27 protein-coding genes, 1 tRNA gene and 1 pseudogene are annotated in these 26971 nt (G+C 64.9%); 12 read left to right on the forward strand and 17 right to left on the reverse strand.

Annotated elements, in window-relative coordinates:
• Nucleotides 1-8: 8 nt before the first annotated feature.
• Nucleotides 9-1541 carry an acyl-CoA carboxylase subunit beta gene (locus L0V05_RS08630; RefSeq protein ID WP_234869706.1) on the reverse strand — a complete coding sequence of 511 codons (1533 nt, stop codon included), beginning with the start codon at nt 1539-1541 and terminating at the stop codon, nt 9-11.
• 181 nt (nt 1542-1722) lie between these two features.
• Here L0V05_RS08630 and L0V05_RS08635 point away from each other — a divergent pair, with 181 nt between their 5' ends.
• From L0V05_RS08635 to L0V05_RS08650, 4 genes are read left to right on the forward strand one after another with little or no spacing between them, the layout of a single operon-like run.
• Entirely contained in the window at nt 1723-2076 is a 354-nt protein-coding gene (locus tag L0V05_RS08635) for a DMT family protein (RefSeq protein WP_234869707.1), read from the forward strand.
• 56 nt (nt 2077-2132) lie between these two features.
• Entirely contained in the window at nt 2133-2759 is a 627-nt protein-coding gene (locus L0V05_RS08640) for a glutathione S-transferase family protein (protein WP_234869708.1), read from the forward strand.
• 45 nt (nt 2760-2804) lie between these two features.
• Nucleotides 2805-4031: a multidrug effflux MFS transporter gene (locus L0V05_RS08645; protein WP_234869709.1), complete on the forward strand. Its 1227-nt coding sequence runs from the start codon at nt 2805-2807 to the stop codon at nt 4029-4031.
• Between the two features lie 40 nt (nt 4032-4071).
• Nucleotides 4072-5469 carry a helix-turn-helix domain-containing protein gene (locus L0V05_RS08650; protein WP_234869710.1) on the forward strand — a complete coding sequence of 466 codons (1398 nt, stop codon included), beginning with the start codon at nt 4072-4074 and terminating at the stop codon, nt 5467-5469.
• A gap of 33 nt (nt 5470-5502) precedes the next feature.
• On the opposite strand, the gene L0V05_RS08655 is transcribed toward L0V05_RS08650, so the two are convergent.
• From L0V05_RS08655 to betI, 7 genes are all read right to left on the reverse strand, one after another.
• Nucleotides 5503-5745 (reverse strand): HP1242/YdcH family protein, encoded by a 243-nt coding sequence (locus tag L0V05_RS08655; RefSeq protein WP_234869711.1) that lies wholly within the window; start codon nt 5743-5745, stop codon nt 5503-5505.
• A gap of 87 nt (nt 5746-5832) precedes the next feature.
• Entirely contained in the window at nt 5833-6498 is a 666-nt protein-coding gene (locus L0V05_RS08660; RefSeq protein ID WP_234869712.1) for a thermonuclease family protein, read from the reverse strand.
• A gap of 107 nt (nt 6499-6605) precedes the next feature.
• Nucleotides 6606-8264 carry a choline dehydrogenase gene (betA, locus tag L0V05_RS08665; protein WP_234869713.1) on the reverse strand — a complete coding sequence of 553 codons (1659 nt, stop codon included), beginning with the start codon at nt 8262-8264 and terminating at the stop codon, nt 6606-6608.
• Between the two features lies 1 nt (nt 8265).
• Nucleotides 8266-9264 (reverse strand): threonine ammonia-lyase, encoded by a 999-nt coding sequence (locus tag L0V05_RS08670; protein WP_234869714.1) that lies wholly within the window; start codon nt 9262-9264, stop codon nt 8266-8268.
• Nucleotides 9251-10705 (reverse strand): betaine-aldehyde dehydrogenase, encoded by a 1455-nt coding sequence (gene betB, locus L0V05_RS08675; protein WP_234869715.1) that lies wholly within the window; start codon nt 10703-10705, stop codon nt 9251-9253. Before betB ends, L0V05_RS08670 begins: the two co-directional genes overlap by 14 nt.
• On the reverse strand, nt 10705-12210 hold the full coding sequence (gene betC / locus L0V05_RS08680; protein ID WP_234869716.1) for a choline-sulfatase: 1506 nt from the start codon (nt 12208-12210) through the stop codon (nt 10705-10707). Before betC ends, betB begins: the two co-directional genes overlap by 1 nt.
• Nucleotides 12207-12791 carry a choline-binding transcriptional repressor BetI gene (betI, locus tag L0V05_RS08685; protein WP_234869717.1) on the reverse strand — a complete coding sequence of 195 codons (585 nt, stop codon included), beginning with the start codon at nt 12789-12791 and terminating at the stop codon, nt 12207-12209. The genes betC and betI overlap by 4 nt, the downstream gene beginning before the upstream one ends.
• A gap of 92 nt (nt 12792-12883) precedes the next feature.
• Here betI and choX (L0V05_RS08690) point away from each other — a divergent pair, with 92 nt between their 5' ends.
• From choX (L0V05_RS08690) to choV, 4 genes are all read left to right on the forward strand, one after another.
• Nucleotides 12884-13807 (forward strand): choline ABC transporter substrate-binding protein, encoded by a 924-nt coding sequence (choX, locus tag L0V05_RS08690; protein WP_234869718.1) that lies wholly within the window; start codon nt 12884-12886, stop codon nt 13805-13807.
• Between the two features lie 14 nt (nt 13808-13821).
• Nucleotides 13822-14742 carry a choline ABC transporter substrate-binding protein gene (gene choX, locus L0V05_RS08695; protein ID WP_234869719.1) on the forward strand — a complete coding sequence of 307 codons (921 nt, stop codon included), beginning with the start codon at nt 13822-13824 and terminating at the stop codon, nt 14740-14742.
• Nucleotides 14743-14809: 67 nt separating this feature from the next.
• Nucleotides 14810-15643 (forward strand): choline ABC transporter permease subunit, encoded by an 834-nt coding sequence (gene choW, locus L0V05_RS08700; protein WP_234869720.1) that lies wholly within the window; start codon nt 14810-14812, stop codon nt 15641-15643.
• Nucleotides 15640-16674 (forward strand): choline ABC transporter ATP-binding protein, encoded by a 1035-nt coding sequence (gene choV, locus L0V05_RS08705; RefSeq protein ID WP_406565962.1) that lies wholly within the window; start codon nt 15640-15642, stop codon nt 16672-16674. The genes choW and choV overlap by 4 nt, the downstream gene beginning before the upstream one ends.
• Nucleotides 16675-16695: 21 nt before the next feature.
• Here the strand turns inward: choV and L0V05_RS08710 are convergent, their stop codons facing one another.
• Nucleotides 16696-17907 carry an META domain-containing protein gene (locus L0V05_RS08710; protein WP_234869721.1) on the reverse strand — a complete coding sequence of 404 codons (1212 nt, stop codon included), beginning with the start codon at nt 17905-17907 and terminating at the stop codon, nt 16696-16698.
• A gap of 151 nt (nt 17908-18058) precedes the next feature.
• Between L0V05_RS08710 and L0V05_RS08715 the strand changes: the two genes are divergently transcribed.
• Nucleotides 18059-18142, forward strand: a tRNA-Leu gene (locus L0V05_RS08715).
• Nucleotides 18143-18287: 145 nt separating this feature from the next.
• Here the strand turns inward: L0V05_RS08715 and L0V05_RS08720 are convergent.
• From L0V05_RS08720 to L0V05_RS08740, 5 genes are read right to left on the reverse strand one after another with little or no spacing between them, the layout of a single operon-like run.
• Nucleotides 18288-19247: an FAD:protein FMN transferase gene (locus L0V05_RS08720; protein ID WP_234869722.1), complete on the reverse strand. Its 960-nt coding sequence runs from the start codon at nt 19245-19247 to the stop codon at nt 18288-18290.
• Nucleotides 19228-21435: a PepSY domain-containing protein gene (locus tag L0V05_RS08725; RefSeq protein ID WP_234869723.1), complete on the reverse strand. Its 2208-nt coding sequence runs from the start codon at nt 21433-21435 to the stop codon at nt 19228-19230. Before L0V05_RS08725 ends, L0V05_RS08720 begins: the two co-directional genes overlap by 20 nt.
• Nucleotides 21436-21446: 11 nt before the next feature.
• Entirely contained in the window at nt 21447-21917 is a 471-nt protein-coding gene (locus L0V05_RS08730) for a DUF2271 domain-containing protein (RefSeq protein ID WP_234869724.1), read from the reverse strand.
• A 25-nt stretch (nt 21918-21942) separates the two neighbouring features.
• Nucleotides 21943-22275 (reverse strand): hypothetical protein, encoded by a 333-nt coding sequence (locus tag L0V05_RS08735; RefSeq protein ID WP_234869725.1) that lies wholly within the window; start codon nt 22273-22275, stop codon nt 21943-21945.
• 49 nt (nt 22276-22324) lie between these two features.
• The gene (locus L0V05_RS08740) at nt 22325-22642 is read right to left on the reverse strand and encodes a PepSY domain-containing protein (protein ID WP_234869726.1); all 318 of its coding nucleotides are present in this window, start codon (nt 22640-22642) and stop codon (nt 22325-22327) included.
• Between the two features lie 134 nt (nt 22643-22776).
• On the opposite strand from L0V05_RS08740, the gene L0V05_RS08745 reads away from it, so the two are divergent.
• The 3 genes from L0V05_RS08745 to L0V05_RS08755 are packed head-to-tail and all read left to right on the forward strand — an operon-like array spanning nt 22777 to nt 25117.
• On the forward strand, nt 22777-23436 hold the full coding sequence (locus L0V05_RS08745) for a response regulator transcription factor (protein WP_234869727.1): 660 nt from the start codon (nt 22777-22779) through the stop codon (nt 23434-23436).
• Entirely contained in the window at nt 23433-24773 is a 1341-nt protein-coding gene (locus L0V05_RS08750) for an ATP-binding protein (RefSeq protein ID WP_234869728.1), read from the forward strand. The genes L0V05_RS08745 and L0V05_RS08750 overlap by 4 nt, the downstream gene beginning before the upstream one ends.
• Nucleotides 24770-25117, forward strand: a complete 348-nt coding sequence (locus tag L0V05_RS08755; RefSeq protein ID WP_234869729.1) for a VIT1/CCC1 transporter family protein — start codon at nt 24770-24772, stop codon at nt 25115-25117. The genes L0V05_RS08750 and L0V05_RS08755 overlap by 4 nt, the downstream gene beginning before the upstream one ends.
• Before the next feature lie 539 nt (nt 25118-25656).
• On the opposite strand, the pseudogene L0V05_RS08760 reads toward L0V05_RS08755, so the two are convergent.
• The 3 genes and pseudogenes from L0V05_RS08760 to L0V05_RS08770 all read right to left on the reverse strand — a co-directional run bounded on the left by L0V05_RS08760 (nt 25657) and on the right by L0V05_RS08770 (nt 26896).
• Nucleotides 25657-25827: pseudogene (locus L0V05_RS08760) on the reverse strand (DUF3309 family protein).
• Nucleotides 25824-26048, reverse strand: coding sequence for a hypothetical protein (locus tag L0V05_RS08765; protein WP_234869730.1), 225 nt, complete (start codon nt 26046-26048; stop codon nt 25824-25826). The pseudogene L0V05_RS08760 and the gene L0V05_RS08765 overlap by 4 nt, the downstream one beginning before the upstream one ends.
• 56 nt (nt 26049-26104) lie before the next feature.
• Nucleotides 26105-26896 carry a helix-turn-helix transcriptional regulator gene (locus tag L0V05_RS08770; protein WP_234869731.1) on the reverse strand — a complete coding sequence of 264 codons (792 nt, stop codon included), beginning with the start codon at nt 26894-26896 and terminating at the stop codon, nt 26105-26107.
• Between the last annotated feature and the right edge of the window lie 75 nt (nt 26897-26971).

The raw sequence follows: 26971 nt of genomic DNA on the forward strand, positions 1-26971 counted from the left end.
TCCTTTGGTCAAAGCGGGATGTTATCGTGCTTTTTCCACGGATTGCTCAGCTTCTTCGTGCGAAGCGAAGCGAAAGCCCGCGCCACCCGCCGCCGCGTTGAATGCGGCATGATCACCTCGTCGATAAAGCCGCGCTCGGCTGCGACAAAGGGGGTGGCAAAGCGGGTTTCGTATTCCTTGGTCCGCGCCGCGATCTTCTCGGCATCGCCCAGTTCGCTGCGATAGAGGATCTCGGTCGCGCCCTTGGCGCCCATCACCGCAATCTCGGCCGTGGGCCAGGCATAGTTGAAATCGCCGCGCAGGTGCTTGGACGACATGACGTCATAGGCGCCGCCATAGGCCTTGCGGGTGATGACGGTGACTTTCGGCACGGTCGCTTCGCCATAGGCGAAGAGAAGCTTCGCGCCGTGCTTGATGACCCCACCATATTCCTGGCTGGTGCCGGGCAGGAAACCGGGCACATCGACAAGCGTCAGGATCGGGATCTCGAAGGCGTCGCAGAAGCGCACAAAGCGGGCGGCCTTGCGGCTGGAATCGATGTCGAGACAACCGGCCAGCACCATCGGCTGGTTCGCCACGATACCAACCGTCTGCCCCTCGATCCGGATGAAGCCGACGATGATGTTCGCCGCAAAATCCTTCTGGATCTCGAGGAAATCACCTTCGTCAGCGACCTTCAGGATCAGTTCCTTCATGTCGTAGGGCTGGTTTGGGTTGTCGGGCACCAGCGTGTCGAGGCTCATCTCGACGCGCGCCGGATCATCAAAGAACGGGCGGACGGGGGCCTTGTCGCGGTTGTTAAGCGGCAGGAAATCGAACAGGCGGCGAGTTTCAGCCAGCGCCTCAACGTCGTTCTCATAGGCGCCGTCGGCGACCGAGGACTTGCGTGTATGGGTCGAGGCGCCGCCAAGTTCCTCGGCTGTGACCACCTCGTTCGTCACGGTCTTCACCACGTCGGGTCCGGTGACGAACATGTAGCTGCTGTCCTTCACCATGAAGATGAAGTCGGTCATCGCAGGGGAATAGACCGCGCCCCCAGCGCAAGGCCCCATGATGAGGCTGATCTGAGGCACAACGCCCGAGGCGAGGATATTGCGCTGGAACACCTCGCCATAGGCCGCCAGCGAGCCGACCCCCTCCTGGATCCGCGCTCCGCCCGAGTCATTGATGCCGATCACTGGCGCGCCGTTCTGCACGGCCATGTCCATGATCTTGCAGATCTTTGCGGCATGGGTTTCGGAAACCGACCCGCCGAGCACCGTGAAGTCTTGCGAGAAGACATAAACCATGCGCCCGTTGATCGTGCCCCAGCCAGTCACGACACCATCGCCGGGGATCCGTGTCTCCTCCATCCCGAAATCGGTGCAGCGATGGGCAACGAACATGTCGAATTCCTCGAACGAACCTTCGTCGAGGAGAAGCTCGACACGCTCGCGCGCGGTCAGCTTGCCCTTCGAATGCTGGGCCGCAACCCGGCGCTCTCCTCCACCCGCACGAGCGATGGTGCGACGGTCTTCGAGTTGCTGCAGGATGTCCTTCATGGCGGTCCTCCCCCGGATTTGCGCCGCACCATAGCGACGTGTTCGGGCGGAGAGAACAATATTCCCGTAAATTTGCAAACTATTGGCAGATGTCCAGATGCAAATTGCAAATCAGGTCTGACTGGCCAATGTCCGCCTGCTGGCGTAAGCCGAGGCCCATTCCAGATATCCGAGACTCATCATGCCCTCCATTCCCGTTCCAGTCCTGACCATCGGCCTGCTGATCTGTTCGAACCTGTTCATGACATTCGCCTGGTATGGGCATCTGAAGTTCACCGACCAGCCGCTTCTCAAGGTCATCTTCATCAGTTGGGGGATCGCGTTCTTCGAATACCTTCTGATGGTTCCGGCAAACCGCTTTGGCTACGGCTATTTCAACGCCGCCCAATTAAAGACCATTCAGGAGGTCATCACACTGACGATCTTTGCCGGGTTCTCGGTCCTCTACCTGAAGGAGCCGCTCAGCTGGAATCACCTGCTGGGCTTCGCCTTCATCGCGCTCGGCGCGTTCTTCATCTTCCACCGCTGGAGCTGAACCATTTGAGTCGCGCGCCGTTCGCCCTATCCTGACAGGAAGCGGGGGAGTGAAAGATGGCGCGTTACAGACTTTATGGCTGGAGACAGACCGGTTCGATGGCGATCGAGGCCGCATTGGCCGAGGCCGGGGTTGACCACGACTTTATTCCCGTCAGCCGCGCGACCGACGAGACTCGCGGCGAGACCTTCACCCGGATCAACCCGCGCCAGCAGTTGCCCGCCCTGGTCCTGCCCGACGGCACGGTCGTGACCGAGGGTCCGGCGATCCTTGCGCATATCGGCGATGCCTTTCCAGGAACAGGCCTGGTCCCGCCGGGAGGAAGCAGCGCCCGCGCGACGCTCGACCGCTGGACGGCCTTCTTTCACGCCAATGTCTATGAAGCGATGCTGCGCGAACTCCGGCCCGCAACCTATACCGACGATCCCGCAGGCGCGACCGCCGTTGCCTCGGCTGCGACCGCCTATGTGAAGCGGCACTTCGAGATCTTCGAGGGGCAACTCGGCCCCGGCCCTTACCTCTTTGGCGAGCGACTGAGCAGCTTCGACATCTATCTCTGGATGCTGTGCCACTGGGTCGACAGAGACTGGCTTGCCGCCACCTGCCCCGGCATCACCCGCCTGTGCGATGCGGCTTCGGCCCGTCCGGCCCTCGCTGAGGTGCTGCGCCGGCATTTCGGCTAGTTCTCGTCGATGGACATTCTGCCCGCGCGGGTCTAGCTCGGGATCATGACCCCCGACAGCCGTTTCCTCGACAGGCGCAGCCCGCCGCATATCATGACGCTCGTCCTGCTGGCCGGGCTGCCGGCTCTTTCGCTCAACATCTTCCTGCCCTCGCTGCCGGCAATGGCCAGCCATTTCGGCGTCAGCTACAGCACGATGCAATTGTCGCTGTCTCTGTATCTCGTGGCGACCGCTGTTCTGCAGATTCTGGTCGGACCGATTTCGGACATGATGGGGCGGCGGCCGGTGATGCTGGCCACGACCGCGATCTTCATCCTGGCGACCTTTGGGGCGTTGGTGGCGCCAAACTATGGCGTCTTCCTTGTCTGTCGGCTTCTGCAGGCCACAATGACGGCCGGGCTTGTTCTGTCCCGAGCCGTTGTGCGGGATATCGTCTCGCAGGATCAGGCCGCATCCATGATCGGCTATGTCACGATGGGCATGTCGATCGTGCCGATGGTGGGCCCGGTGATCGGTGGTGCGTTGGAAGAGGCCTGGTCCTGGCATGGCAGCTTCGTGCTGCTTCTGCTTGGCGGGCTTGGGCTTTTCGCCCTGATCTGGGCCGATATGGGTGAGACGGCGCAGCGCGCAGGATCGGGTTTCGCCGAACAGGTCCGGCAGTATCCGGAATTGCTGAAAGCAAGACGGTTCTGGGGTTACTGCCTTTCGGCCGCCAGCGCAGCCGGGGCGTTTTATGCCTATCTGGGCGGGGCGCCCTATGTCGGCTCGGAGGTCTTCGGGATGGACCCGGCGACGCTCGGCCTCTGGTTCGGCGCACCGGCAGTGGGCTACATGGCAGGCAACTACCTCTCCGGGCGCTTTGCCATGCGGCTGGGCGTCAATCGCATGGTGCTGATCGGGACGCTTTTCACCACGGCCGGGCTCCTGGCGCTGACGCTGCTGACCCTGGCGGGCTTCACGGCACCGGCGGTGTTCTTCGGATCGATTGTGACGGTGGGCCTCGGCAACGGCGTCGTGCTGCCAAGCGCCAATGCCGGGATGCTTTCGGTGCGCCCACGTCTGGCCGGGTCGGCCTCCGGCCTGGGCGGGGCCTTCATGATCGGTGGCGGCGCCGCCCTTTCGGTCTTGGCGGGTGCGGTTCTGGGCCCCGGATCCGGGGCGCTGCCGCTGGTCCTCCTGATGCTGGCAAGCTCGGTGATGTCGGTCGTATTCATTCTCTGGGTACTGGCGCGAGAGCGGTCGCTGCGGCGAAGCGGCGGCTTGCCGGGATAGGTTTGCAAAGGCTAGGCTCGCTTTAGCAAAGGAGCCGCCGATGGCCGTCCAGAAACTCTACGCCGGAACGACGCTGCGCGAATTGCGCAGCCGCCTTGGCCTGACGCAAAAGGCCTTCGCGGCCAAGCTCGACGTGTCGCTGCCCTATCTGAACCAGATGGAGAACAACCACCGCCCGGTTTCGGCTGCCGTGGTGCTGGCGCTGGCACAGGAGTTCGGCTTCGATGTCACGACCCTGACCACCGGCGACAGCGAGCGGCTGGTCAGCGACATGCGTGAGGCGCTGGCGGACCCTGTCTTTGCCTCGGCAACCCCGCCTTTGGCCGACCTGCGGCTGGCTGCGTCGAATGCCCCCGCGCTGGCCCGCGCCTTTCTAGAACTCCACCGCGCCTATCGCCAATCGCATGAACGGCTCGCCTCGCTGGACGAGGCGCTTGGCCGCGAGGGCGCGACGCTGCGGCCCTCGCCCTGGGAGGAGGTGCGGGATTTCTTCCACTACTGCGACAACTACATCGACGCCGTCGACCGCGCCGCCGAGCATTTCGCAGCGCCAGGGGGGCAGATGCGCGACCCGCTACTTGCCGCCACTGACGCTTTGGCTGCGCGTAGTATCACGCTGCGCCATGACGACGACAGCGACCTGCGCCGCTACGATCCCGCCGCCCGCGTCCTGACGATTTCGCGGCGCGTGGCCGGGGCGACCCAGACCTTCCAGTTGCTGCACCAGGTCGCGCTGCTGACGCAGGACGATCTGATCGAGGCGACGCTCGACCTTGCCCGGTTCCACACGCCCGAGGCCCGCGACATAGCCAAGATCGGGCTAGCGAACTATTTCGCCGGGGCGGCCCAGATGCCCTATCGCGCTTTTCTTCAGGCGGCCCGTGAAACGCGGCATGATCTTGAGCAACTGGCCGATCGCTTCGGCGCCTCGATCGAACAGGTGGCGCACCGCCTGTCCACGCTGCAGCGGCCGGGCGCCAAGGGGATTCCGTTCTTCTTCGTCCGCGTCGATCAGGCCGGCACCATCACCAAGCGCCATTCGGCGACACGGCTGCAATTTGCCCGGTTCGGAGGCGCCTGCCCGCTTTGGAACGTGCATCAGGCCTTTGAAACACCGGGCCGTTTCCTGCGCCAACTCGCCGAGACGCCGGACGGCGTGCGCTACCTCTGTCTGGCGCGCGACGTCTCGAAATCGGGAGGGTCGTTTCATGCGCCGGTCCGCCGCTATGCGATCGGACTCGGCTGCGAGGTGCAGCATGCGGGGGAACTTGTCTATGCGGATGATCTCGACCTGACCGGGCGCTTCGAGCCGATCGGCATTTCCTGCCGGATCTGCGAGCGCGCGACCTGTCATCAGCGGTCGGTCCCGCCTCTGGAGCGGCGGCTGAAGGTAACGCCAGACCGGCGCGGCATACTGCCCTACGAAATCGCGGGCTGACCGCGGGGGCGATACGCCCCCGCGGCGGAATTCTCAGGCCGCAGCCTTCAGCGCGTGCCAGATCTGATCCTTGAGACGCATGCGGCGCTGACGCAGTTCATGCTCGCCGGCCTCGTCGATCACCTCGACGCGGGTTTCGGCACGGTGCACGGCGCGGTTCACCTCATGATACTCTTCGACCAGTTTGGCGAAATGCGCATCCTTCTGTTTCAGCGCGCTGATCTTCGCAGCTTCAGCCGGGAATTCCTCGGCCAGATCATGTGGTGTGTTGGACATCTGCGTCTCCCTTTCGATACGTTGCCGATTCACATTATCGGCACGACCGGCACTGCGATTTGACACCGATCAAGTCTGCGCCGGCGTTTATCGGGCGGCCGGGCGCCAACCCGCTGCGCGTGCCTCGGCTGCCGTACAAAACCACCGCTCACCCTTCGACGGGCTGATGACCGTCGTGGCATAGTGTTCCTGCCCCGGGCTATGGAAGATGCGCTCTCCCCGGGCAGAGATGTTGCCTTTGAGTTGGCAGCCCCCCGCCCCTGCTGTTGGGGCCGAACCTGCACCTTCCGGATGACGGTAGGCCTCCGGAGTCACCATCCGCGCCGCCCAGAGGCCGCGTTTCTCGGAGCGGGCGATGTTTTCCTCCGGCACGAACGCATTGGAATAGCGGCGGTAGGCATAGGCCGCGCCGTCGCGCACCAAGGCCGCGTTCAGGATCTGCCCCTCGACACGACAGACTGCGAGGAGGCGCCCGAACCTGTCATGCGCGTCCCCTTCGCAGGTGACAGATCGCCCGCGCAGCAGTTGCGCCAGTTGCTGGCCCGACCATTTGCCGCAGTCCCAGTTCTTTCCGTCGCGATCGCAGGTCTGGTCATGCTCGGGCGCGTCGATGCCGAAGAGGCGGATCTTCTCGCCCCGCAGGATCAGCGTATCTCCATCCACAGCCTCGCCGCGACCGACAAGAACCGCCGAGTGCGCCGGGGCGGCCAGCAGCGTAAGGAAGACAAGAAGGGCGGCACGAAGCGGCGACATGCCTACCAGATCGGCACAGGCGGCATGCGGATCAACCCATTCGTTAACAAATGGTTAACGAGAGTTGTCTTTGGGTGCCACCTGCTGTCGCGCAGGAGTCGTCCGGCTCAGCGTTGCGCAGTTGCCCAGCGCGGGTTGATCCAGGGTTCGAGGTTCGCCGGCGCCAGCGGTTGGCGGCCAAGGATATGATCCGCGGCCTTCTCTCCGGTCATGATCGACGGCGCGTTGAGGTTGCCGTTCGTCACCCGCGGGAAGATCGAGCTGTCGGCAAGCCGCAGTCCTTCGACCCCGATCACCCGGCATTCCGGATCGACCACCGCCATCGGGTCATCGCGACGCCCCATCCGCGCCGTCCCGCAGGGATGATAAGCGCTTTCGGCGTGTTCGCGGATGAAGGCGTCCAACTCGTCGTCGGATTGCACTGCCGCCCCAGGCTGGATCTCGTACTTGACGAACGGTTCCATCGCCAGCTGCGAGAAGACCTCGCGGGTCAGGCGTATGCAGGTGCGGAACTCGTCCCAGTCATCGGGATGGGACATATAGTTGAAGCGAATGACAGGCGCCGCCTCGGGGTCTGCCGAGCGGAGCGAGACCGAGCCGCGCGACTTCGACCGCATCGGGCCGACATGCACCTGGAAGCCGTGCCCGCCCGCCGCCGCCTTGCCGTCATAGCGCACGGCGATCGGCAGGAAGTGGTACTGGATGTCGGGATAGTCGATCCCGGCCTTCGAGCGAATGAAGGCGCAGGCCTCGAACTGGTTCGAGGCGCCAAGCCCGGTGCCGGTGAACAGCCATTGCGCGCCCACCAGCGCCTTGCCCCAGAGGTTCCAGTATTTGTAGAGCGTGATCGGCTTCTTCGAGGCGAATTGCAGGTAAAGCTCCAGATGGTCCTGCAGGTTCTGGCCAACGCCGGGGCGGTCAGCCACCACCGGGATACCATGTTCCGCCAGATGCGCGGCCGGGCCGATGCCGGAGAGGAGCAAGAGCTTCGGCGAGTTGATCGACGAAGCCGCCAGCACCACTTCACGACGGGCCGGGATGACCTGCACCTGCCCGCCTTGCAAGATTTCCACGCCGACGGCGCGGCCATTCTCGATCACCACCCGGCGGGCCAGACCGCGGATCACCTGCACCCGGCCGGTCTTGATCGCCGGCCGCAGATAGGCATTGGCCGCCGACCAGCGCCGACCGCGCCAGATCGTGGCCTCCATGGCGCCGAAGCCTTCCTGCTGGCGGCCGTTATAGTCGGCCGTCACCGGATAACCGGCCTGCTTCCCGGATTCGATGAAAGCGTTGAACAGCGGGTTACGGCGCGGACCGCGGGTAATGTGCAGCGGGCCGTCATGCCCGCGATATTCCTGCTCGCCGCCCGGCTCTTGCCCGTGCCAATGCTCCATCCGCCGGAAATAGGGCAGCACGTCGGCATAGGACCAGCCATGCGCGCCCTGCTCGGCCCAATGGTCGAAATCCTTGGCATGACCGCGGACATAGACCATGCCGTTGATGCTGGACGACCCGCCGATCACCTTGCCGCGCGGGGTGGCAAGGACGCGGTTCCCCAGATGCGGCTCGGGTTCGGTATGCAGGCCCCAGTCGTATATGCCCATGTTCATCGGATAGCTGAGCGCCCCCGGCATCTGGATGAAGGGCCCGGCATCGGTGCCGCCGTATTCGATCACCGTCACCTGCCAGCCGGCCTCGGCCAGCCGGTAGGCCATTGCGCAACCGGCCGATCCGGCCCCCACGATCACCACGTCTGCCGTCATGTCAGTCCCCTGTGAGGGCCACGAAGCGGTCCAGCGCCACGTTCCCCCCCGTCGCAAAGATGAGGATGCTACGCCCGGTCGCGGGCAGTTGCCCGGCCAGCGCGGCGGCAAGCGCCACCGCTCCCGAAGGCTCCAGCACCAGTTTCAGTTTCTCGAAGGCGAAACGCATCGCCGCCCGGATCGCCGCGTCCTCGACCGCCAGCCCCTGCACACCTGCCGCGCGGGCGGCCGCGAGCGGTGCGGTACCTGGGGCGGTCGCCTGCAAGGCGTCGGCCACGGTGGAGGTGTTGCCCAGAACCCGCCGCATCTCGCCCGCCACAAGCGACTGGCCGAGGCCGTTGTAGCCCACAGGCTCAACCGCGAAGATGTCCATGCCGGCGTCCCGCGCCCTAAGCGCCAGGGCCACGCCACCCATCAGCCCGCCACCGCCCACCGGGCATGCTGAGAGGCTGACGGTGGCATCACGGGCATCGAGCTGTTCCAAGGCCTCGAGCGCCGCGCCCGCCTGTCCGGCGACGATCAGCGGGTCGTCGAACGGATGCAGCAGCACCAGCCCCTCGGTCGCGGCGATCTCGCGCGCCTTGGCCGAGGCAACCTCTTCGCGCGGGCGGTCGCCATGCTGGGTCAGGACGACCCGCGCGCCGTAGCCTTCCGTCGCCTCGCGCTTCAGCGCGGGCGCGTCGAAGGGCATCACGATCGTGACGGGTACGCCGAGAGCGCGTCCCGCCGCAGCCAGGCCCTGCGCAAAATTGCCTGAGGAGAAGGCGACGACCCCGCGCTTGCGCTCCTCGGGCGAGAGATTGTGCAGCCGCCAGGTCGCGCCACGGATCTTGAAGGATCCCGTCGCTTGCAGGTTCTCCGCCTTCACGAAGGCCCGCTCGGCCCCACAGGCCCGGGCCAGCGCTTCGCTCTCGATCAGAGGCGTGCGCTGCGTGGCCTTGCGGGTGACCGCATAAGCCGCCGCCAGGTCATGCGGAGAGGGAAGGTCAGTAGGGCGCATCGACGGGTCCCATTCCCACATAAACGGATTTTATCTGGGTGTAGTGCTCGATCGCCGCATGGCCGTTCTCCCGCCCGACGCCCGAGCGTTTCGCGCCGCCGAAGGGCATTTCAACCGGTGTCAGGTTGTAGGCGTTGATCCAGCAGGTCCCGGCTTGCAGCTGCCCGATCACCCGGTGCGCTCGTGGCAGGTCAGCGGTGAACACCCCCGCCGCCAGACCGAACTCTGTCGCGTTCGCGCGGGCGACGACCTCGTCCTCGCCGTCGAAATCGAGCACCGCCATGACAGGTCCGAAGACCTCTTCGCGGGCCAGCGTCATATCGTCGGTCACATCGGCAAAGACGGTGGGCTCCACAAAGAACCCTTCATTCGCAAGGGCATGGCCGCCGCCGCAGACCAGCCGCGCGCCTTCGCTGCGGGCCGTGTCGATATAGCCCATCACTTTGTCACGCTGCACGGCAGAGACGAGCGGGCCCATCTGTGTCGTCTCATCCAGCGGATTGCCGAGGCGGATCGCCGCCGTCCGTTCGGCCAGCCGCGACAGGAACCGCTCCTTGATGCCGCGCTGCACGAAGACCCGGGTGCCGTTCGAGCAAACCTGTCCGGCCGAGTAGAAGTTGCCGAGCATCGCCGCGCCGACCGCATCCTCGACGCTGGCGTCATCGAACACGATCAGGGGCGACTTGCCGCCCAGTTCCATCGTCACATGCCGCACGCCCTCGGCAGCCATCGCATAGACCTTGCGCCCCGTCGGGACCGAGCCGGTGAGCGAAACCTTGGCCACGCGCGGATCACTGACCAACGCGGCGCCGACCGCTCCTCGGCCCTGCACGACGTTGAAGAGGCCCGCCGGCAGCCCGGCCTCGATCAGGATTTCCGCGAGCTTCAGCGCGCCAAGCGGCGTCACCTCGGAGGGCTTGAAAGTCATCGCGTTGCCAAGCGCCAGCGCAGGCGCCGCCTTCCAGCAGGCGATCTGGCTGGGATAGTTCCAGGCGCCGATGCCTACGCAAAGGCCAAGCGGCTCGCGCAGGGTGTAGACGAAATCGCGGCCAAGAGGCACGGTCTCGCCCGTCACGGTGGGCGCGAGCCCCGCGAACCATTCCAGCGCATCGGCCCCGCTCGGCCAGTCGGCCACCAGCGTCTCCTGGATCGGCTTGCCGGTGTCCAGCGTCTCCAGTCGCGCAAGTTCCGGGTTCCGCTCCCGGATCAGGTCGGCGGCGCGGCGCAGGATGCGGGCACGCTCGACAGGGCGAGTGCGCCCCCATTCCACTTGCGCGGCGGCACCGCTCGCCAGCGCTGCTTCGATGACCTCGGGCGTTGCCTCGTGGACAACGGCGATCACCTCGCCCGTCGCGGGATAGACGACCTCGATCGGGGCGCCGGACCTGTCCTCGACATAGGCGCCGTTAACAAAGTGGCTGGCTGTGGGTTGGGCGCGCATCATTCCCCCCTCGGGAAGCGTTTGGAGGTTTCAAGCACGTTCAGGTCCATATGGTTGCGCATGTAGCGCTCGGACGCCTTCTGCAGCGGCTGGAAATCCCACGGAAAATAGGCGCCGTTGCGCAGCGCCTCATACACGACCCACCGCCGCGCCTGGCTGGCGCGGACGTCGGCGTCGAAGCGGGTCAGGTCCCACCGCGCCAGTGCCGCGGCCTTCAGTTCCGCCAGCACGCCGGCATAGGCGGGATCGGCGGCGAGGTTCCGCAGTTCCTGCGGGTCGGCCTGCATATCGAACAGCTGGTCGGGATCGAGCGTGCAGAGGTTCAGCTTCCACTTGCCCTTGCGCAGGCACACCAGCGGCGCCTCGCTCGCCTCGGCAGCATATTCCACTGCCACCGGACCATGCTCCGCGCCATTGGCGACGGGCACCAGCGATGCGCCATCGGTCCAGGGCATCACCTCAGACATGTCGATGCCGGAGAGGTCGCAGAGCGTGGGCGTCACGTCGAGCGTCGAGACCGGCTGATCCACCTTGCCGGCGGGCATCTCCGGCGCCGCGATCATGAGCGGAACGCGGGCGGACCAGTCGAAGAAGTTCATCTTGAACCACAGGCCCCGCTCGCCCAGCATGTCGCCGTGGTCCGAGACGAAGACGATGATTGCCTCCTGCCGGGTACCCTCGAGTGCCGTCAGGATTTCGCCAATCTTGTCGTCGATATAGCTTATATTGGCGAAATAGGCCCGGCGCGAGCGGGCCACCATCTCGTCGGTGATGGTGTAGTTGTGCCAATCCGAGGCGTCGAAAATGCGCTTCGAATGCGGGTCCTGTTCGGCATAGGGGATGGGCGGCACCTCTGGCGCGAGGTGTTTGCAGTCTTCGTAGAGGTCCCAGTATTTCTTCCGCGCGACGTAGGGATCGTGCGGATGGGTGAAGCTGACCGTCAGCATCCACGGCCTGTCGTCGTTCCGCCGTCCGAGGTCATAGACCTTCTGCACGGCGTGGAAGGCGACCTCGTCGTCGTATTCCAGCTGGTTGGTGATCTCGGCCACCCCTGCCCCGGTGACCGAGCCCATGTTGTGATACCACCAGTCGATCCGCTCGCCGGGCTTGCGGTAGTCGGGCGTCCAGCCGAAATCGGCGGGGTAGATGTCGGTCGTCAGCCGCTCCTCGAAGCCATGCATTTGGTCCGGGCCGACGAAATGCATCTTGCCCGACAGCGCCGTCTGGTAGCCCGCGCGGCGCAGGTGATGGGCAAAGGTCGGGATGTCCGAGCGGAATTCGGCAGCATTGTCATAGACGCCGGTACGCGAAGGCAACTGCCCCGACATGAACGATGCCCGCGCCGGCGCGCAGAGCGGCGAGGCCGTGTAGGTATGGGCAAAGCGCGCCGATCGCGCCGCGAGCCGTTTCAGGTTCGGTGCATGAAGCCACGGCGCCGGGCCGTCAGGGAAAAGCGGCCCCGCCAACTGGTCGACCATCAGGATAAGTATGTTCGGCCGCGTCATGCCATTCCTCGCGCCAGTTCCGCATCCAGAGCATCGAGCACCAGCGCAACTGCCGCCGCACGATCGGGCTGCGACTGGCCAAGCGCCTGTCGCAGATAGACGCCGTCGATGATCGCCCCGAGCGAATCGGCTGCGCGCAGCGCGTTGCGACCGACCAGCGGCCTCAGATCGGACAGGAGGTTTGACCGCAGCCGGCGCTGATAGATTCCCAGAAGTCTCCGGGCTTCGGGCACCGTCTGGGCCATCACATAGAAGTTCAGCCAGGCCGAGACGACCTCGCCCCGGAAGTTTGCCGCGGTGAACGAGGCCCGGACGATCGCCTGCAGCCGTTCCTTTGGTCCGTGCGCCATGACGAGCGCACCGCGCACCTCGGCGCCGTAAAGCGTCAGGATGTGGCGCATTGCGGCCAGAAACAGCGATTCCTTGTCACCGAAATAGTGGTGCGCCAGAGCCGAGGACATGCCCGCGCGTTTGGCGATCTGGCTGACGGTTACATCAAGACTTCCGGCCCGGCCAACCTCGGTGATCGTGGCGTTGACCAGTGCCGCCTTTCGGATAGGCTCGACTCCAACTTTCGGCACCGGCGCCCCTCGCAAAAATGCTTGCCATGAGGTGCTAGCTTGAAGTTAATTGACTCGTCAATCAACAAAAACCCAACGGGGAGTCTGCCACTATGTTCCGCACTACGCTCATGGCCAGCGTCCTGGCCTTGGCAACCGCACCTGCATTCGCTGCAGGCTGCGACAAAGTCATCTTCTCGGATGTTGGCTGGACCGACATCACGGCCACCACCGCCATCACGAGCTTTGTGCTGCAGGCCCTCGGATACGAGACCGAGACCAAGCTTCTTTCCGTTCCCGTCACTTATACTGGCCTTGCCGAGGGCGACGTGGATGTGTTCCTCGGCAACTGGATGCCGACGATGGAAGCCGACATCAAACCCTATCGCGATGCGGGCACCGTCGAGACGGTCCGCGCGAACCTCGAGGGCGCGAAGTACACCCTGGCCACCAACGAGGCCGGCGCAGCGCTTGGCATCAGCGACTTCGCGAATATCGCGACCCAGAAAGACGCGCTGGAAGGCAAGATCTATGGCATCGAGCCTGGCAATGACGGCAACCGGCTGATCATCGACATGATCGCCTCTGGCCCGTTCAAGCTGGACGGGTTCGAGGTCATCGAAAGCTCGGAACAGGGCATGCTGGCGGAAGTCGATCGCGCGACGAAGGCGGGCAAGCCGATCGTGTTCCTGGGCTGGGAACCCCATCCGATGAACGCCAACTTCAAGATGACCTACCTGACCGGGGGTGACGACTATTTCGGTCCGAACTTCGGCGGAGCCACGGTCTTCACCAACACCCGCGCAGGCTATGCCAAGGAATGCCCGAACGTCGGGACGCTTCTGAACAACCTCAGCTTCACCCTTGCGATGGAGAACGAGGTCATGGGCAAAATCCTGAACGACGGCGACGATCCCGCCGATGCCGCGAAAGCCTGGCTGCAGGCCAATCCTGATGCCGTGACCCCGTGGCTCGCTGGCGTGACCACCAAGGATGGCGGCGACGCGGCAGAAGCGGTCAAGGCAGCCCTGCAGTGAGCCTGCCGAACCGGGTGAGCAAATCGCTTGTCCTGCTTGCATTGGCTGTCGCCCCGGCGGCTGCCAGTGCGGCTGACTGCGATACGGTGCGCATGGCCAATGTCGGCTGGACCGACAACATGGCGCAGAACGGGGTAGCGACCGTGGTGCTGAAGGCGCTCGGCTACGAGGTGAAGGACGATCTTCTGTCGTTGCCGATCATCTTCGAAAGCCTGGCGCGCAATGACATCGACGTGTTCCTCGACATGTGGCTTCCCTCGATGGAGGGCATGATTGCCCCCTATCGCGACGCCGGTACGATCGACACGGTCCGGGCTGACCTTGAGGGCGCGAAGTTCACGCTTGCGACCAACAGCGCCGGCAAGGCACTCGGGATCGCCGATTTCAAGGATGTGGCCCCGCATTCGGCCGAGCTTGACGGCAAGATGTATGGCGTCGAACCCGGCAACGACGGCAACCGGCTGATCCTCGACATCATCGAGAAGAACGCCTTCGGCATGGGTGACCTTAACCTCGTCGAAAGCAGCGAACAGGCGATGATCAGCGAAGTCGCAAAGCTGACCAAGGACGGCAAGCCGGTGGTCTGGCTGGCTTGGGAACCCCATCCGATGAACGTTGCACTGGACATCACCTACCTGACCGGAGGCGATGAGTATTTCGGGCCGGATTTCGGAGGCGCGACCGTCTATTCGATCAGCCGCAAAGGCTATGTCGCGGAATGTCCGAACACGGGCAAGTTCTTCCAGAATCTCGTCTTCTCTCTTCCGATGGAGAACGAGTTGATGGGTGCGATCCTGAATGATGGTGCCGATCCTCTGGACGCTGCGCGGGCCTGGCTCGGCCAGCATCCCGAGGTGCTGGGCCCCTGGCTTGAAGGCGTGACGACCAAGGACGGAGGCGATGCCCTCGCAGCCGTGACTGCGGCGCTGAAGTAACCCACGCGATGCTGGCGGCCCCGGTTCGGTCCGGGGCCGCCCAACTCTCTGACGGGGACGGGGACGCATGGACTGGCTTACGGACTACAAGATCCCGGTCGGGAAAACGGCCAAGGCAGTTTTCGACTGGATGAAGGACAATCTGGGCGGCTTATTCGATGCGATCTCTGCGATCCTCGATGGAATGATCGCCGCGATCCTTTGGGTGCTGCAGGCTCCTCCGGCGCTGGTCGTCATCGCGGTCTTCGTGGCGCTGACCTGGTACGTTCAGCGCTCCTGGAAGGTCTGCGTCGGCGTGCTGCTGGGTTTCCTGTTCATCCTGAACCAGGGCTACTGGGAGGAAACGACCGAAAGCCTGACGCTGATTCTGTCAGCCTGCGTCGTCTGCATGGGCCTTGGTGTTCCGATCGGCATCGCTGCGGCCCACCGGCCCCGCCTTTATTCGGCGATGTCGCCGATCCTCGACCTGATGCAGACGCTGCCAACCTTCGTCTATCTGATCCCCGCGATCGTCTTCTTCGGCCTTGGCATGGTTCCAGGCCTGATCGCGACGGTGATCTTCGTTCTTCCCGCGCCGATCCGCCTGACCCATCTCGGCGTCTCCTCCACCCCGCAATCGCTGCTTGAAGCGGCGACGGCGTTCGGCGCCACGCCAAGCCAGCGCCTGTGGAAGGTGGAGCTTCCCTATGCCTTCCCGCAGATCATGGCGGGCCTGAACCAGACGATCATGCTGTCCCTGTCGATGGTCGTGATTGCGGCGCTGGTCGGCGCCAACGGCCTCGGCGTGCCGGTCGTGCGCGCGCTGAACTCTGTCAACACGGCGCTTGGCTTTGAATCCGGCATGATCATCGTGGTCGTCGCCATCGTCCTTGACCGCATGCTGAGGGTAACCCGGAAATGACCGAGCCCATGACTCCCGCCGTCGAGTTCGACCGCGTCTCGATCGTGTTCGGCGACCGGCCGCTATCAGCCCTGCCCCACATGGACGAGGGCAAGACCCGCGCCGAAGTGCAGGCAGCCTGCGGCCAGGTACTTGGCGTCCATGACTGCTCACTGACCGTGGGCAAGGGCGAGATCCTTGTCCTCATGGGGCTCTCCGGCTCGGGCAAGTCCACGCTTCTGCGCGGCGTGAACGCATTGAACCCCGTGGTCCGGGGCGAGGTGCGCGTCCATGACGGCGAGAAGATGGTCAGCGTGACCAAAGCCGACCCGGAGACGCTGCGCCGCCTGCGCCTGTCGCATATCGCGATGGTCTTCCAGCAGTTCGGGCTGCTGCCCTGGCGCACGGTGCGCGAGAATGTCGGCCTGGGTCTGGAACTGGCGGGGATGCCGCCGGAAAAGCGCCGCGATCCGGTGGATGTCCAGCTGGCGTTGGTCAATCTCAGCCAGTGGGCCGAGCGGAAGGTGGGCGAGTTGTCGGGCGGCATGCAACAGCGCGTCGGCCTCGCCCGGGCCTTTGCCACGCAGGCGCCGATCCTGTTGATGGACGAGCCCTTTTCTGCACTCGACCCGCTGATCCGGACACGGCTTCAGGACGAGCTTCTGGACCTGCAGAAGAAGCTGCGCCGCACGATCATCTTCGTCAGCCACGATCTGGACGAGGCCTTCAAGATCGGCAACCGCATCGCGCTGATGGAAGGCGGGCGCATCGTGCAATGCGGCACGGCGCGCGAGATCATCGCCAATCCGGTTTCGGACTACGTGGCCGACTTCGTTGCCCACATGAACCCGCTCGGCGTGCTGACCGCCGCGGATGTCATGGAAGCGGGCACCGGTGAAGGGCCGCAGGTCGCGCCCGGCGCGCCCGTCCGAGATGTCATGGAACTGTTGCGCGATGGCGCCGCGCAGGTGGTCGTCGTCGATGGCGGCGTACCGAAGGGAGTTATCCGCGCATCGACGTTGATGGGCCGGCTTCTCGACCCGCGCGGCTAAAGGGGCGGCGCGTCCGCCCCCTCAGGGGCGGGCGGCGAGCATCACCGAGCTGTCCCCGCTGCGCAGGTCAAGCGTCCCGGCCTCGCTGACGTCAAAGCCGCTGACTGTCGCCAGGAGCGACTGGAACTCTTGCTCCAGTGCCATGAGTTCGTCCGGGCAGGCCATCATCGTCGCCGCCGCCGGTCCGAAGGACAGGCCCTCGCCCGTCAGGGTAAAGGCAGCGTTGTAGCGGTTGCAGGCCGACTTGCCATAGACCCGGCCCTCGGCCACGTCGAAGACGATCGACAGTTCGACCTCGGCCGGAATGGCCCTGGCGCCGATCTGGGTCACCTGCCAAGCCCCAGCCAACAGGTCCTCGGGCCGCCCCCCGCAGCCGCTGAGCGTTCGGCCGTCATGCTCCAGCTTCGCCGTCACCGGAAAGGGCATGCCGCTCATCGTGTCGCTGCAGATCGTGCGCGACAGCGTCAGGACCAGCCCGGTAGCGAGATCCATGCGCAGGCCATCGGCCGAGGCATATGGCTCCGGGAGCCCCCCCGATATGGGCGCTGCGTCAGGAGTCGGCTGGAACGTGTAGCCGGTCTCGCTCAGGTCTAGCCGCCAGAAGGGTTCGTTGCCGCGCAGCGTGATCGGCAGGATGGGATCGGGGATCATCATCTCGCATTCGGGAAGTTCGGTGCCCTTCAGCGTGACCCGGGCGAAATTGCCCTTCCCCCAAAACTCGGTCGGGGGCGTCGCGTTGTCGCCGTAGCGGGCACCATCCGCAGACAAGAGCGGCTCCAGCCGGATGGCCTCGTCCCCCGCCTTGAGTCGCGCCCCTCCATCGAGGAAATCGATCTGGATCGGCACGTTGCCACAGATCATCCGGTCGTTGAACGCGACCGGCGAGGGTCGGGTCAGCGGAACGAGACCGAGATCGACCGGGCCCTCGCCCGCAGCCACCGGGACCTGAGCCGATACCCAATCGGCCCGACCGGCGACAAAAATCGCGCCACGCAAGCTGTAGTCGCCGTTGTCCGGGGCCACGACGGCGAAGCGCAGCGGGACCTGCGCCCCCTTGGTCTGGATCCGCGCCTCGGCCACGATCCCGGCCGGCCCGCGCAGTTCGACGACGAGCTGGGCGTCTTCCGGCAGGGCGATCCGCTCGCGATAACCCACCTCACCAGTCACGTCGCGGGCCAAGGCAGGCGCGGCCGCAAGAACGGTCGCGAGGATCAGGCAAGTCAGTCGGCGCATCAGGTCCCTCCGGTTTGGCGCATCATCGGGGTGCGGGTCGCCCGCGTCAAATCCCTTTCGGTCGAGAATGGCGTCGGGATCGGGCGCGCCACGCGGGCTTTACCCTGCCCCGGCAGCCGCTATGGTGGCGCCGCCCGCCTGCTGCGGCGGCGCCCGCGTGGTGGAATGGTAGACACAGGGGACTTAAAATCCCTAGCCGCAAGGCGTGCCGGTTCAAGTCCGGCCGCGGGCACCAAGTCTTCTGCACAACTGATTGGTTCCAAGACATCTTTATGCAGGTCGACTTCCAAGGGTCCACCCATAGTCCACGGATCTGACACCCGACGCTCCTCCAAGTTTTGGGAGAGTCCTCGGGTTGATTTCTGGCACTGTGCGGCCTCTTATCCTCTTCCTCTTTCGTAACTTGTGGCGAAGGTTCCGGTGACACTGGTGATCATGCCCCCCTTGGAGCGGCGCAGAAAAAGCGCGCTGATTGCATGATCCGTCGCAAAATCCAGCCCCTGACTGTCACCCATGACCATAAGGGCTGTCGCCATCGCGTCTGCCAACATGCAGTGCTGCGACATCACGGTGACCGAGGCCGGGGCCGCGACCAAAGGGGCGCCACGGCGCGGGTCCATCGTGTGGGAAAGGCGCGTTGTTCCCACCGAAACATAGTGGCGATAGTCCCCTGACGTGGCCACGGCCATATCCTCAAGCGCCAGAATGGAATGCGGAGCCGTCGCTTGGTCGTCCGGCGTCTCCACCCCGACCGCCCAGGGCCGCCCGGTACGCCGGAGACCCGTGGCCCGCACTTCGCCATCGATGCTGCAAAGAGTCGACGTATAGCCAAGAGCCGTCGCGGTTTCAGTAAGGCGGTCGACGCCATAGCCCTTGGCGATGCCCGACAGATCCAGCGCCAAAGCGGCCGATTTGCGGGCGCGCCTGTTGGCGATGTCCAGCTCCAACGCTTCGGTTGCCGGAACACGCGGTGTGGCACTTGCCGCCCGGATTGCGCCAAGGTCGATTCTGTCAGGCCCGAAGCCCCAGGCTCGGACAGCGTCGACAATGTTCATCTCGAAGGCCCCGCCTGTCTGGCGGCTGACGGCAAGGCCCGCCGACAGCACGGTCAGCAGTTCCTGTGGCAAAGGGACCCAGCTATCCAGCTGGGCAGCATTCAGGCGCATAAGATCGCTATCCGGTTTCCAGGTCGACATCTGGGCGTCAACCTCGTCGACCGCAGCCTGAAGATGGGCCCCCAGGTCAATATCAACGGCCCCTTCGTCGATCAGAACCGACCACCGTGTGCCCATTGTCGGGCCGCCAAATACAATTGCGTCATCAGTAGATGTCTTCGGCATATCGACCTCCGGCCTGCAAGGTCACGGGCGACAGTCCGAGCGGATGCAGGATCTCTGTCATCGCCTCGCGCACCCCCTGAGCCATCTCGCGGCCGCCGCAGACCATGACCCGCGCGCCTTCAGCGATCATGCGGCGGATCGCCTCGGCATCCTCGCGCAAGGCGTCCTGCACATAGTGCCGCTTCCCCATGCGGGAAAATGCGGTGCGGAGGCCGGTTAGGCGCCTATCGCGCTGCCAGTTGGCCAAATCATCGGCGTAAAGAAAGTCCGCCTGCGGATGCCGCGCGCCGAACCACAGGTGCATCGGCCGATGCTTCCAGTTGGCGCGCAAGAACCCTGCCAGCGGCCCGATCCCCGTTCCCGCGCCAATCAGGATCAAGGGTGCTTGCGACCGGTCCGGCTGGAACCCAGGGTTCGGTCGTAGGAAAGCCTGCACCGCGTCTCCCGGCTGCAGAGCCAGAAGCTGACCCGAGCACAGGCCGCCCACATGCTTTCGCACGACGATCTCTACGAAGCCGTCCGCCTGGCTTGAGGCCAACGAATAGAACCGGGGCACCGTGTCGCCCTGTGGCACGACGCCAAGAAGGTCGCCCGCCCGAAACCGCCCGAAACCACGCCCGGTCAGCCGCTGCCAGAGGCCCCCCTTCGGCACTGCAAAGCGCAGGATTGCGGTAGGGGCCTGGACGCTATCTCCATAGTCCTTACGGGACATCAGGCGTAGCGCGGTGCTTTGTGGCGGCAGGGGTTGGTGGGTGATATCCAGGGAAAAGCCAATCCACTCGCCAAAGGCGCGGGACCAGCGGGCAAAGGCTTGCGGCGATTGCCGGTCGATCCGGTCCAGCGGCATCTGCATAGCCCAGCCTGCGGCTTTCGCAGCAGCCTGCACCGCCTCGGCATAGGCACAGAAGCCGGGGAAGCTGCGGTCGCCGAAGCCCAACACCACCAGCGGCACTCCAGACAGGGGCGCGGCTGTCGCCAGACGGTCGAGCGCGCCTTTGGCCGAGGTCGGCGCATCGCCGTCGCCCCATGTTGCGGTCATGACGACAATTCGTTTGGCGTGCTTGTAGGTCCGCGGCGCGAAGGCAGAGAGGGCGGCCACATGAACGGCCTGTCCATGGGCCTGCAATGCGCAGGCCAAGGCAGTGGCAAAGCCCCAGGTGCTCCCGCCCTCGCTGCCCACAAGGATCACCGTCTCCGCCACCGGCGCTGCGACCATCCCTGCCAGACGGGGACGGCTTTGGCGATTGCGCCACCAGATCAGCCCACCCGTCACCGACAGAACCGGGACCGTCAGCGCCGCAAGACCAAGAAGCAGCCCCCATAGCGCCGCGCCATCGCCGGTATGGATGACGTAGATCCATTCTCCCACCACGGTCCACGGCCCCGGAGCTTGCCAGGCGAGCATCTCCCCGGTGCCCTGATCGATGTATCCGGTCCCCGAGCCAGTGCTCAGCGTGAACACATCCGTCGTGTCGCCAGGATAGGGAAAGGTCAGGTCCCGGAGGTCGGCAACGAGGACCTTTTGCAAAGCTGGCATCGCGTTGGGCGCCAGTCCCGTGACGCCGCTGACCGCATGGGGCATGACGGGGTTCGCTTCATCCGCTGGCAAAAGGTCAAAGGTCGCCGCCGTCATCCACAATGCCGTCAGCGCGGAAAGTCCAAGACCAAACACCGCGACCCGCGCCAGTTCCGCATGCCAGCGCCCCGACCATGGCCCCTTGACCGCCGCGAACCAGCGCCCCCAGCCGCCTTGTCGCCGGGCCACCAGCATGGCGCCCGAGGCGGCCAGCATCAGCATTGCCAATGCTCCCACCGCCGACCCGAAGCGCCCCGGGTCGCCGAAGAGAAGGGATCGGTGGAAATCCGTCAGCCAGCGCCGCAGTGCGCCTTGGTCGGCACTGGCCACATCCAGCCCCGTGGCCGGATCGACAACCGCCGCCCCGGCCAAATCTCCGTCGAACCAGTAGGCAGTGATTGTGCCAGATGGCGAGCGTCGGATCTGCTCCACCTGCGGATGCACCGCCAGCACCTTCGTCGCCAGATCGCCCACAGTTTGCCCACTGACCTCGGATGGAGAGGACAGCCGCTCCAACGCAGGGAACAGCGACAGCGCCGCCCCGCTCAGCGCGAGGGCTAAGATCAAGACAGCGGCCAGAAGGCCGGGCCAGCGGTGGATTTGGCGAAGCATGGGGAGTCCGATCAGAAGCCGTAAGTGAAATCGGCGATGTAGCGGCGGCCCGACACGGGCGTCCCGGCCCCGGCGGTGGTCAGGGGCACCGCAATCTCATTAGGGCTCTCGCGCATATCCTCGGCTGCGGCGTCGATGTGCAGGGTATAGCCCGCGTCGAAGAGGGCGTCGGCCAAGTCCATCGACAGCTCCAGTTTCTGGCCCGATCCGACGCTGGCACCGGTGATCCCGTCCACTTGCGCCGGGTCGCCACCGGTAAACTGCGCCCAATCGATCAGGTGCCGGTAATACTTCGACTTTCCACCCGCCATCCAAAGGCTGCCCGCATAGGCCCCCGAGGCGTCGGTCACATAGATGGCAAGATAGGCTCCCCTCCCGCCGTAGTCGGCCATGTTGGCGGTCAGGGTAACGGGACGCGCCATGGCAAGGCCGGGGGTGACAAGGGCGGTGGACAGGGCAAGGGCGGCGATCAGGGATTTCATCCTGGACACTCCGGAAGGGAAAGGATCAGTTCGATTTCACGACCGGCGCGGTGCCGTTTGTGAAAAGCCCGTTCTTCGGTGGCGCTACGGTGCCCGCCTTTGCCGCGTCGCCGGCAGTCCCTGCGGCACAGCTCTCCTCGTCGTCATCGCCGCAGTCGTCGTCATCGTCCGAACTCGACCAAAGCGAGCCGCCGTCCTCATCCTCGTCATCGTCGATGAGGGTCAGCTGCGGGTCCGGCAGGACGCGGTGTGAAAGGCCGGCACCCGGCGTCAGGGACAGGCCCTGGCCGCCGGCAAGTGCCGCCGAACCAGCGCCAAGCGCCGTGGTCATCATCAGAAGGACAAAGGCAAACTTCATTTCTCATCTCCTTGGAGGTCCGGATTGCGCACCTGCGTCGTCGTCCGGGTCAATCGTCATGGGTATCGTCTTCGGGTTCACGGCCCTCGCCGTGGTCGTCCCCGAATTCCATCTCGACCACCGCCAGCGTTGCGGGGTTGAGCTTGACTTCGATCGCGCGGCCCTCGGCATCGCGACCGATCAACTCGTAGCAACCATCGTCGATCCGGATCCTGCGCAGGGCCCAGCCCTGGTCGGCTGCAAGTTTCACGACCGCCTCGCGCGGCTGCCAGTCGGTCATCGGCACGGCGCAGTCGTCGTCACCCGCCAGCGCCGGGGTGGCGATCAGCACCAAGGTCAGCGCCAGCATTGTTGTTGTCCGGTTCATGGGCGACACTCCGCTTCGGGTCCTGCGGGCCTTTTGGCGCGCGAAACTGACGCCAGCCTGAAGGAGCGCGACAAACTGCTTCAGGTGGCCGTCAGGTTGCCACGCTATGCGGGGAACCGAAGGAGACAGGCCGGATGCGTATCTTGCTGATCGAGGATGATCGCGTGATCGCCACCGCCCTGCGCGAGCAGGCGGAAGGCGAAGGGCATTCCGTCGATTGGGCCGCGCGGCTGGACGAGGCGTCCGATGCGCTGGCGACGGCCAGTTTCGACCTGATCCTTCTGGACCTAATGCTTCCCGATGGTCGCGGCCTGCCATTCCTGCGCGCCCTGCGGGCCAAGGGCAGCCAGACTCCGGTCATCATCATGACGGCGCTCGATCAGGTGTCCGACCGGATCGAAGGGCTGAACGCCGGGGCGGATGACTATCTGGTCAAGCCCTTCGATCTTTCGGAACTCTCGGCTCGCATCGGCGCCGTCGCCCGGCGCTATTCCGGCAACCCCAATCCCCTGATTTCACTGGGCGAGCTGTCCATCGACATTGCCGAACGCCGGGTCAGAAAGTCCGGTCGCCCCATTCCCCTGACCGCCCGCGAATGGGTATTGCTCGAGGCGTTCCTGCAAAAGCCGGGCCAGCTTCTGTCCAAGCCGCAGCTTGAGGAACGGCTCTATTCCTTCGATGCCGAGGTCGAAAGCAACACGATCGAGGTGCATGTCAGCCGCCTCCGCAAGAAATTGGGGGCGGGTGTCATCGTCACCGAACGCGGGCTTGGCTACCGTCTGGGTCCGGCATGACCCGTGCCTCGATCCGCCTGCGCTCGGCCGCCGCGCTGTCGCTGATCGTCACTCTGATCTGGCTAGGCACCGCTCTGGTCACGACGCGGCTTCTGACCTCGGAACTGAATGATGTCTTTGATTCAGCCTTGCAGGAAACCGGCCAGCGTATCCTGCAACTGGCCGTGGTCGACGTGCTGGGGCGGGAAGAGGAAGGTGTCGCTCAGCGCGTCATGGCGCTGGACGACCATGAGGAATACTACACTTACATCGTCCGCGATGACCGGGGTCGCATCCTTCTGACCTCGCACCGCGCCGATCCCGCGCGTTTTCCGGCCTTCACCGAAACCGGCTTTCATCAGACATCAGAGCTGCGCTTCTATCATGAATCTGCCGTGCGCGGCACCATCTCGCTGACCATCGCCGAGCCCCTGTCGCACCGGCGCGAGGTGGCGCGCGAAATGGCACTTTCCCTGGCCCTGCCCCTAGTCGTGATGATTCCCCTCAGCATTGCCGGCATCTTCTATGGGCTCGGCTATGGCCTGCGCCCCCTCGGCAAGTTGCGCGCACAGTTGGCGCGGCGCGGGGTGAAGGACATGTCGCCCCTGCCGACAAAGGACATGGTCACCGAACTTCGCCCGATTGGCGATGCGCTGAACCAGCTTCTCGCCCGGCTGGACACCGCCTTTGCCGCCGAACGTAGCTTTACCGCCAATGCAGCGCATGAGTTGCGCACGCCTCTGGCAGGGGCGCTCGCCCAGGTGCAGCGCCTGCGTCAGACCGCGACCGATCCCGACATCGCGAGGCGCGCGGGCGATGTCGAGGCGACGCTGAAGCGCCTGACCCGCCTGTCCGAACGCCTGATGCAGCTGGCCCGGGCCGAGGGCGCACGGCTGCTGACCGACACCGCCCAGGATCTGCGGCCCATCCTGCGGATTGTCGCTGGCGACTTTGCCCAAGGCCCCGACGCCGGGCGCGTGACCCTCTCGCTGCCCGATGCACCCGTCCGCTCAGACATAGATCCTGATGCCGTGGCGATCCTGGCCCGCAACCTGATCGAGAACGCCGTGCGGCACGGAGTTAGTCCCGTCACTGTCACCCTGGACCCGCAGGGTACGCTTTCAGTCGAAAATGACTGCCCACCGATTCCACCCGCCGAGCTTGCCGCCCTCTCTGGCCGCTTTGTGCGGGGCAAGGACGCTGGCGAAGGTAGCGGCCTTGGCCTTGCGATTGTCCACACCATTGCCGAACGGATCGGCTCGCCCCTTCGCTTGACCTCGCCGCTGCCCGGTAAAACCACCGGCTTTTCCGCGCGCGTCAACCTGCACGGCACGACATATCAGGACCAATCCAGATGACCCTTGCCTACAAATCCGCCCATGCCGAACTCCATCACCTAGACCGCGCAGGCTGGCTGCGGACTGCCGTTCTGGGCGCCAATGACGGGATCGTCTCGGTCTCCTCGCTGATCGTCGGTGCCGCCGCCGCCGTGCCCCTTGCCGCAGCACTGCTGGCCCGCGCGACGCAGATCATCCCGGCCGTCGTCATCACCACGCTGTCCAGCCTCGCCGCCCTTCGGGCCACCGTCGCCGCGGCCGGCGGCGCGCCCAAGCTCTCGGCCACTGCCCGCGTCCTTTTCTGGGGCGCGGCCGCCATCGCAATCATCTCGGGAGTCGGCTGGGTCTTCGGCGTAAGCGTCTGACACTGGCGATATCCGCTTCTGTTCCGCGCTGGAACTGTACTCGGCAGTCGGGCATTCTTTCTTGCAATGGCTGCAGAAGCTTGCGGCGGTCGCGACACCACCCTCCGCGATTGTGTGGACCGATCGCGCCAGGCGCCGGTTGAGACAATCGCAGCTGTGCGGAGAAGCCAGCTCTGCGGGCGCCAGCGTTGCGGTTGGAATGGATTCCCGGACTTTCTGGCGCAATCTGGCGGTCGAAGGAACCACCTTCCACGATCAGCAGGGCGAGACTTCGTCGGACCGCAGGTTGCTTGGCCTGACGGCAGACAGGCTTTCCGAAGCGCGTCAATTCCGGCGAAAGAACGTCCGGGCTCAGAAGTTTTCACGCGAGGCCAGGCGGAAATGAAACGCTTAACGCAGCCGTGGCCAAACTCATCAACAGCATGATTTCCGGCGGCAACTCGGTTCGCCGCCGTTCAGGTCCTTCACGACCCAAGGCAGACCGGTGAAGTCGACAGGGGTCCTCGGGACAACACCCCGCAGAAACCGGCTGCCAGATGTCACAGCCGACCAGTTGCCATCAGGATGATAAGGATCAGCAGGATCAATCCGAAAGCGCCGCTCGGGCCGCAGCCCTATGTTCGGCTATGTCCCCAGGTTGGAAGCACTCCCACGAAGAAAAGGATAAGAAGAACGATCAAAACGGTGCCAAGCATGGTGGTACCTTTCATGAGAGTTCACCCGGAGCAGTTTCTTGGTCACTTGTGCTTGGTTCCTCAAGACCAAGGCTCAGACCGTCGGAAAGAGATTCTTCCGGATCTACATCCAGTCCGAGCGCGGCCGCGTATCGCGGGACGATCGACAACCGATTGAGCGGCGAAAACCACCGGCTGGCCTCACCGTCGCGTTTCAGTTCGGCAATCTGGGCCTCGAAAGCCTCGGCCGAACGCACCGGGTTTCTCGTCACACAGGCGGTTCAGGGCCGCCGGCTTGGCGGCGTGCCGATCCTCATGCCGTGTCGGTTGGAGCCTGCGGCCCGCGCTCGGCGAGATAGAGCGACAGGAGTTGCGTCTGCGAGGAAATGCCAAGCTTGCGATAGACGTTGCGGCGGTGGACCTTCACCGTGCCGGTGGCAATGCCCAGCCGCAGGGCGATGGATTCCGAGGAATGTCCCTGCAGGACCAGTTCCACGATCGCCGCCTCGCGGTCGGTCAGGTTCAGGCGCTGCCAGGGCTGGGCCGGAGCAGCCGACTTGGCCTGAGCACCGAAACGGGCCGCTACGCCCCCCCAGTAAAGCCGCACCAGATCGCCGATCAACGGCTCGGCCTGACGCAGGGGAGCCAGTTCGGCATCGCTGAAACCACCGCTCGCCTCCCGCCGCATCAGCGACAGCACGATCGTCGCGTCCCCGACGGGCACGAAATAGCCGACCTCCTCGGCGAGGCCCGTCTGAACGTAGTAGGTGCGGTAGTACTCGCTGGAATAGAAGCGGTCGGGGGCGAGGTCACGCATCCGGAACAGCCCGGATCGGCGGTCGCGGGCATTGCGGCAAAACGGGTCCAAAAGATAGGGGCCGGCCTGATAGAGCGTGACGAAGATATGGTAGAAGGCCGGTGTGAAGGTGCTGAACAGGTCGAGGGGGCGTTCCCCGTCGTGATAGGCGAAGACCACGACCTCATCCACCGGCGCGAGTGCCCGGGCCAACCGCAGAAAGACCCGGCCTACGGCATCGTCCGGCAGACTCGGGCGGCCGAGCGTCTCGCGCAAGGCGGCAAAGACATCGGGAAGAACCGGCGGCATGCCTATATCTCCGGCAAAGCTGCCCCCCAGAGTTGCAGGGGAGACGTGATATATACCTCCCATGCGCCAATTCCG

The organism is Alitabrizicola rongguiensis, assembly GCF_021491355.1.
GTDB lineage: Bacteria > Pseudomonadota > Alphaproteobacteria > Rhodobacterales > Rhodobacteraceae > Aliitabrizicola > Aliitabrizicola rongguiensis.

What these genes read in the sequence shown, in the direction of transcription:
- L0V05_RS08630 (WP_234869706.1), bottom strand. Translation starts at nt 1,541, where the DNA reads ATGAAGGACATCCTGCAGCAACTCGAAGACCGTCGCACCATCGCTCGT.
- L0V05_RS08635 (WP_234869707.1), top strand. Translation starts at nt 1,723, where the DNA reads ATGCCCTCCATTCCCGTTCCAGTCCTGACCATCGGCCTGCTGATCTGT.
- L0V05_RS08640 (WP_234869708.1), top strand. Translation starts at nt 2,133, where the DNA reads ATGGCGCGTTACAGACTTTATGGCTGGAGACAGACCGGTTCGATGGCG.
- L0V05_RS08645 (WP_234869709.1), top strand. Translation starts at nt 2,805, where the DNA reads ATGACCCCCGACAGCCGTTTCCTCGACAGGCGCAGCCCGCCGCATATC.
- L0V05_RS08650 (WP_234869710.1), top strand. Translation starts at nt 4,072, where the DNA reads ATGGCCGTCCAGAAACTCTACGCCGGAACGACGCTGCGCGAATTGCGC.
- L0V05_RS08655 (WP_234869711.1), bottom strand. Translation starts at nt 5,745, where the DNA reads ATGTCCAACACACCACATGATCTGGCCGAGGAATTCCCGGCTGAAGCT.
- L0V05_RS08660 (WP_234869712.1), bottom strand. Translation starts at nt 6,498, where the DNA reads ATGTCGCCGCTTCGTGCCGCCCTTCTTGTCTTCCTTACGCTGCTGGCC.
- betA (WP_234869713.1), bottom strand. Translation starts at nt 8,264, where the DNA reads ATGACGGCAGACGTGGTGATCGTGGGGGCCGGATCGGCCGGTTGCGCA.
- L0V05_RS08670 (WP_234869714.1), bottom strand. Translation starts at nt 9,264, where the DNA reads ATGCGCCCTACTGACCTTCCCTCTCCGCATGACCTGGCGGCGGCTTAT.
- betB (WP_234869715.1), bottom strand. Translation starts at nt 10,705, where the DNA reads ATGCGCGCCCAACCCACAGCCAGCCACTTTGTTAACGGCGCCTATGTC.
- betC (WP_234869716.1), bottom strand. Translation starts at nt 12,210, where the DNA reads ATGACGCGGCCGAACATACTTATCCTGATGGTCGACCAGTTGGCGGGG.
- choX (WP_234869718.1), top strand. Translation starts at nt 12,884, where the DNA reads ATGTTCCGCACTACGCTCATGGCCAGCGTCCTGGCCTTGGCAACCGCA.
- choW (WP_234869720.1), top strand. Translation starts at nt 14,810, where the DNA reads ATGGACTGGCTTACGGACTACAAGATCCCGGTCGGGAAAACGGCCAAG.
- choV (WP_406565962.1), top strand. Translation starts at nt 15,640, where the DNA reads ATGACCGAGCCCATGACTCCCGCCGTCGAGTTCGACCGCGTCTCGATC.
- L0V05_RS08710 (WP_234869721.1), bottom strand. Translation starts at nt 17,907, where the DNA reads ATGCGCCGACTGACTTGCCTGATCCTCGCGACCGTTCTTGCGGCCGCG.
- L0V05_RS08720 (WP_234869722.1), bottom strand. Translation starts at nt 19,247, where the DNA reads ATGCCGAAGACATCTACTGATGACGCAATTGTATTTGGCGGCCCGACA.
- L0V05_RS08725 (WP_234869723.1), bottom strand. Translation starts at nt 21,435, where the DNA reads ATGCTTCGCCAAATCCACCGCTGGCCCGGCCTTCTGGCCGCTGTCTTG.
- L0V05_RS08730 (WP_234869724.1), bottom strand. Translation starts at nt 21,917, where the DNA reads ATGAAATCCCTGATCGCCGCCCTTGCCCTGTCCACCGCCCTTGTCACC.
- L0V05_RS08735 (WP_234869725.1), bottom strand. Translation starts at nt 22,275, where the DNA reads ATGAAGTTTGCCTTTGTCCTTCTGATGATGACCACGGCGCTTGGCGCT.
- L0V05_RS08740 (WP_234869726.1), bottom strand. Translation starts at nt 22,642, where the DNA reads ATGAACCGGACAACAACAATGCTGGCGCTGACCTTGGTGCTGATCGCC.
- L0V05_RS08745 (WP_234869727.1), top strand. Translation starts at nt 22,777, where the DNA reads ATGCGTATCTTGCTGATCGAGGATGATCGCGTGATCGCCACCGCCCTG.
- L0V05_RS08750 (WP_234869728.1), top strand. Translation starts at nt 23,433, where the DNA reads ATGACCCGTGCCTCGATCCGCCTGCGCTCGGCCGCCGCGCTGTCGCTG.
- L0V05_RS08755 (WP_234869729.1), top strand. Translation starts at nt 24,770, where the DNA reads ATGACCCTTGCCTACAAATCCGCCCATGCCGAACTCCATCACCTAGAC.
- L0V05_RS08770 (WP_234869731.1), bottom strand. Translation starts at nt 26,896, where the DNA reads ATGCCGCCGGTTCTTCCCGATGTCTTTGCCGCCTTGCGCGAGACGCTC.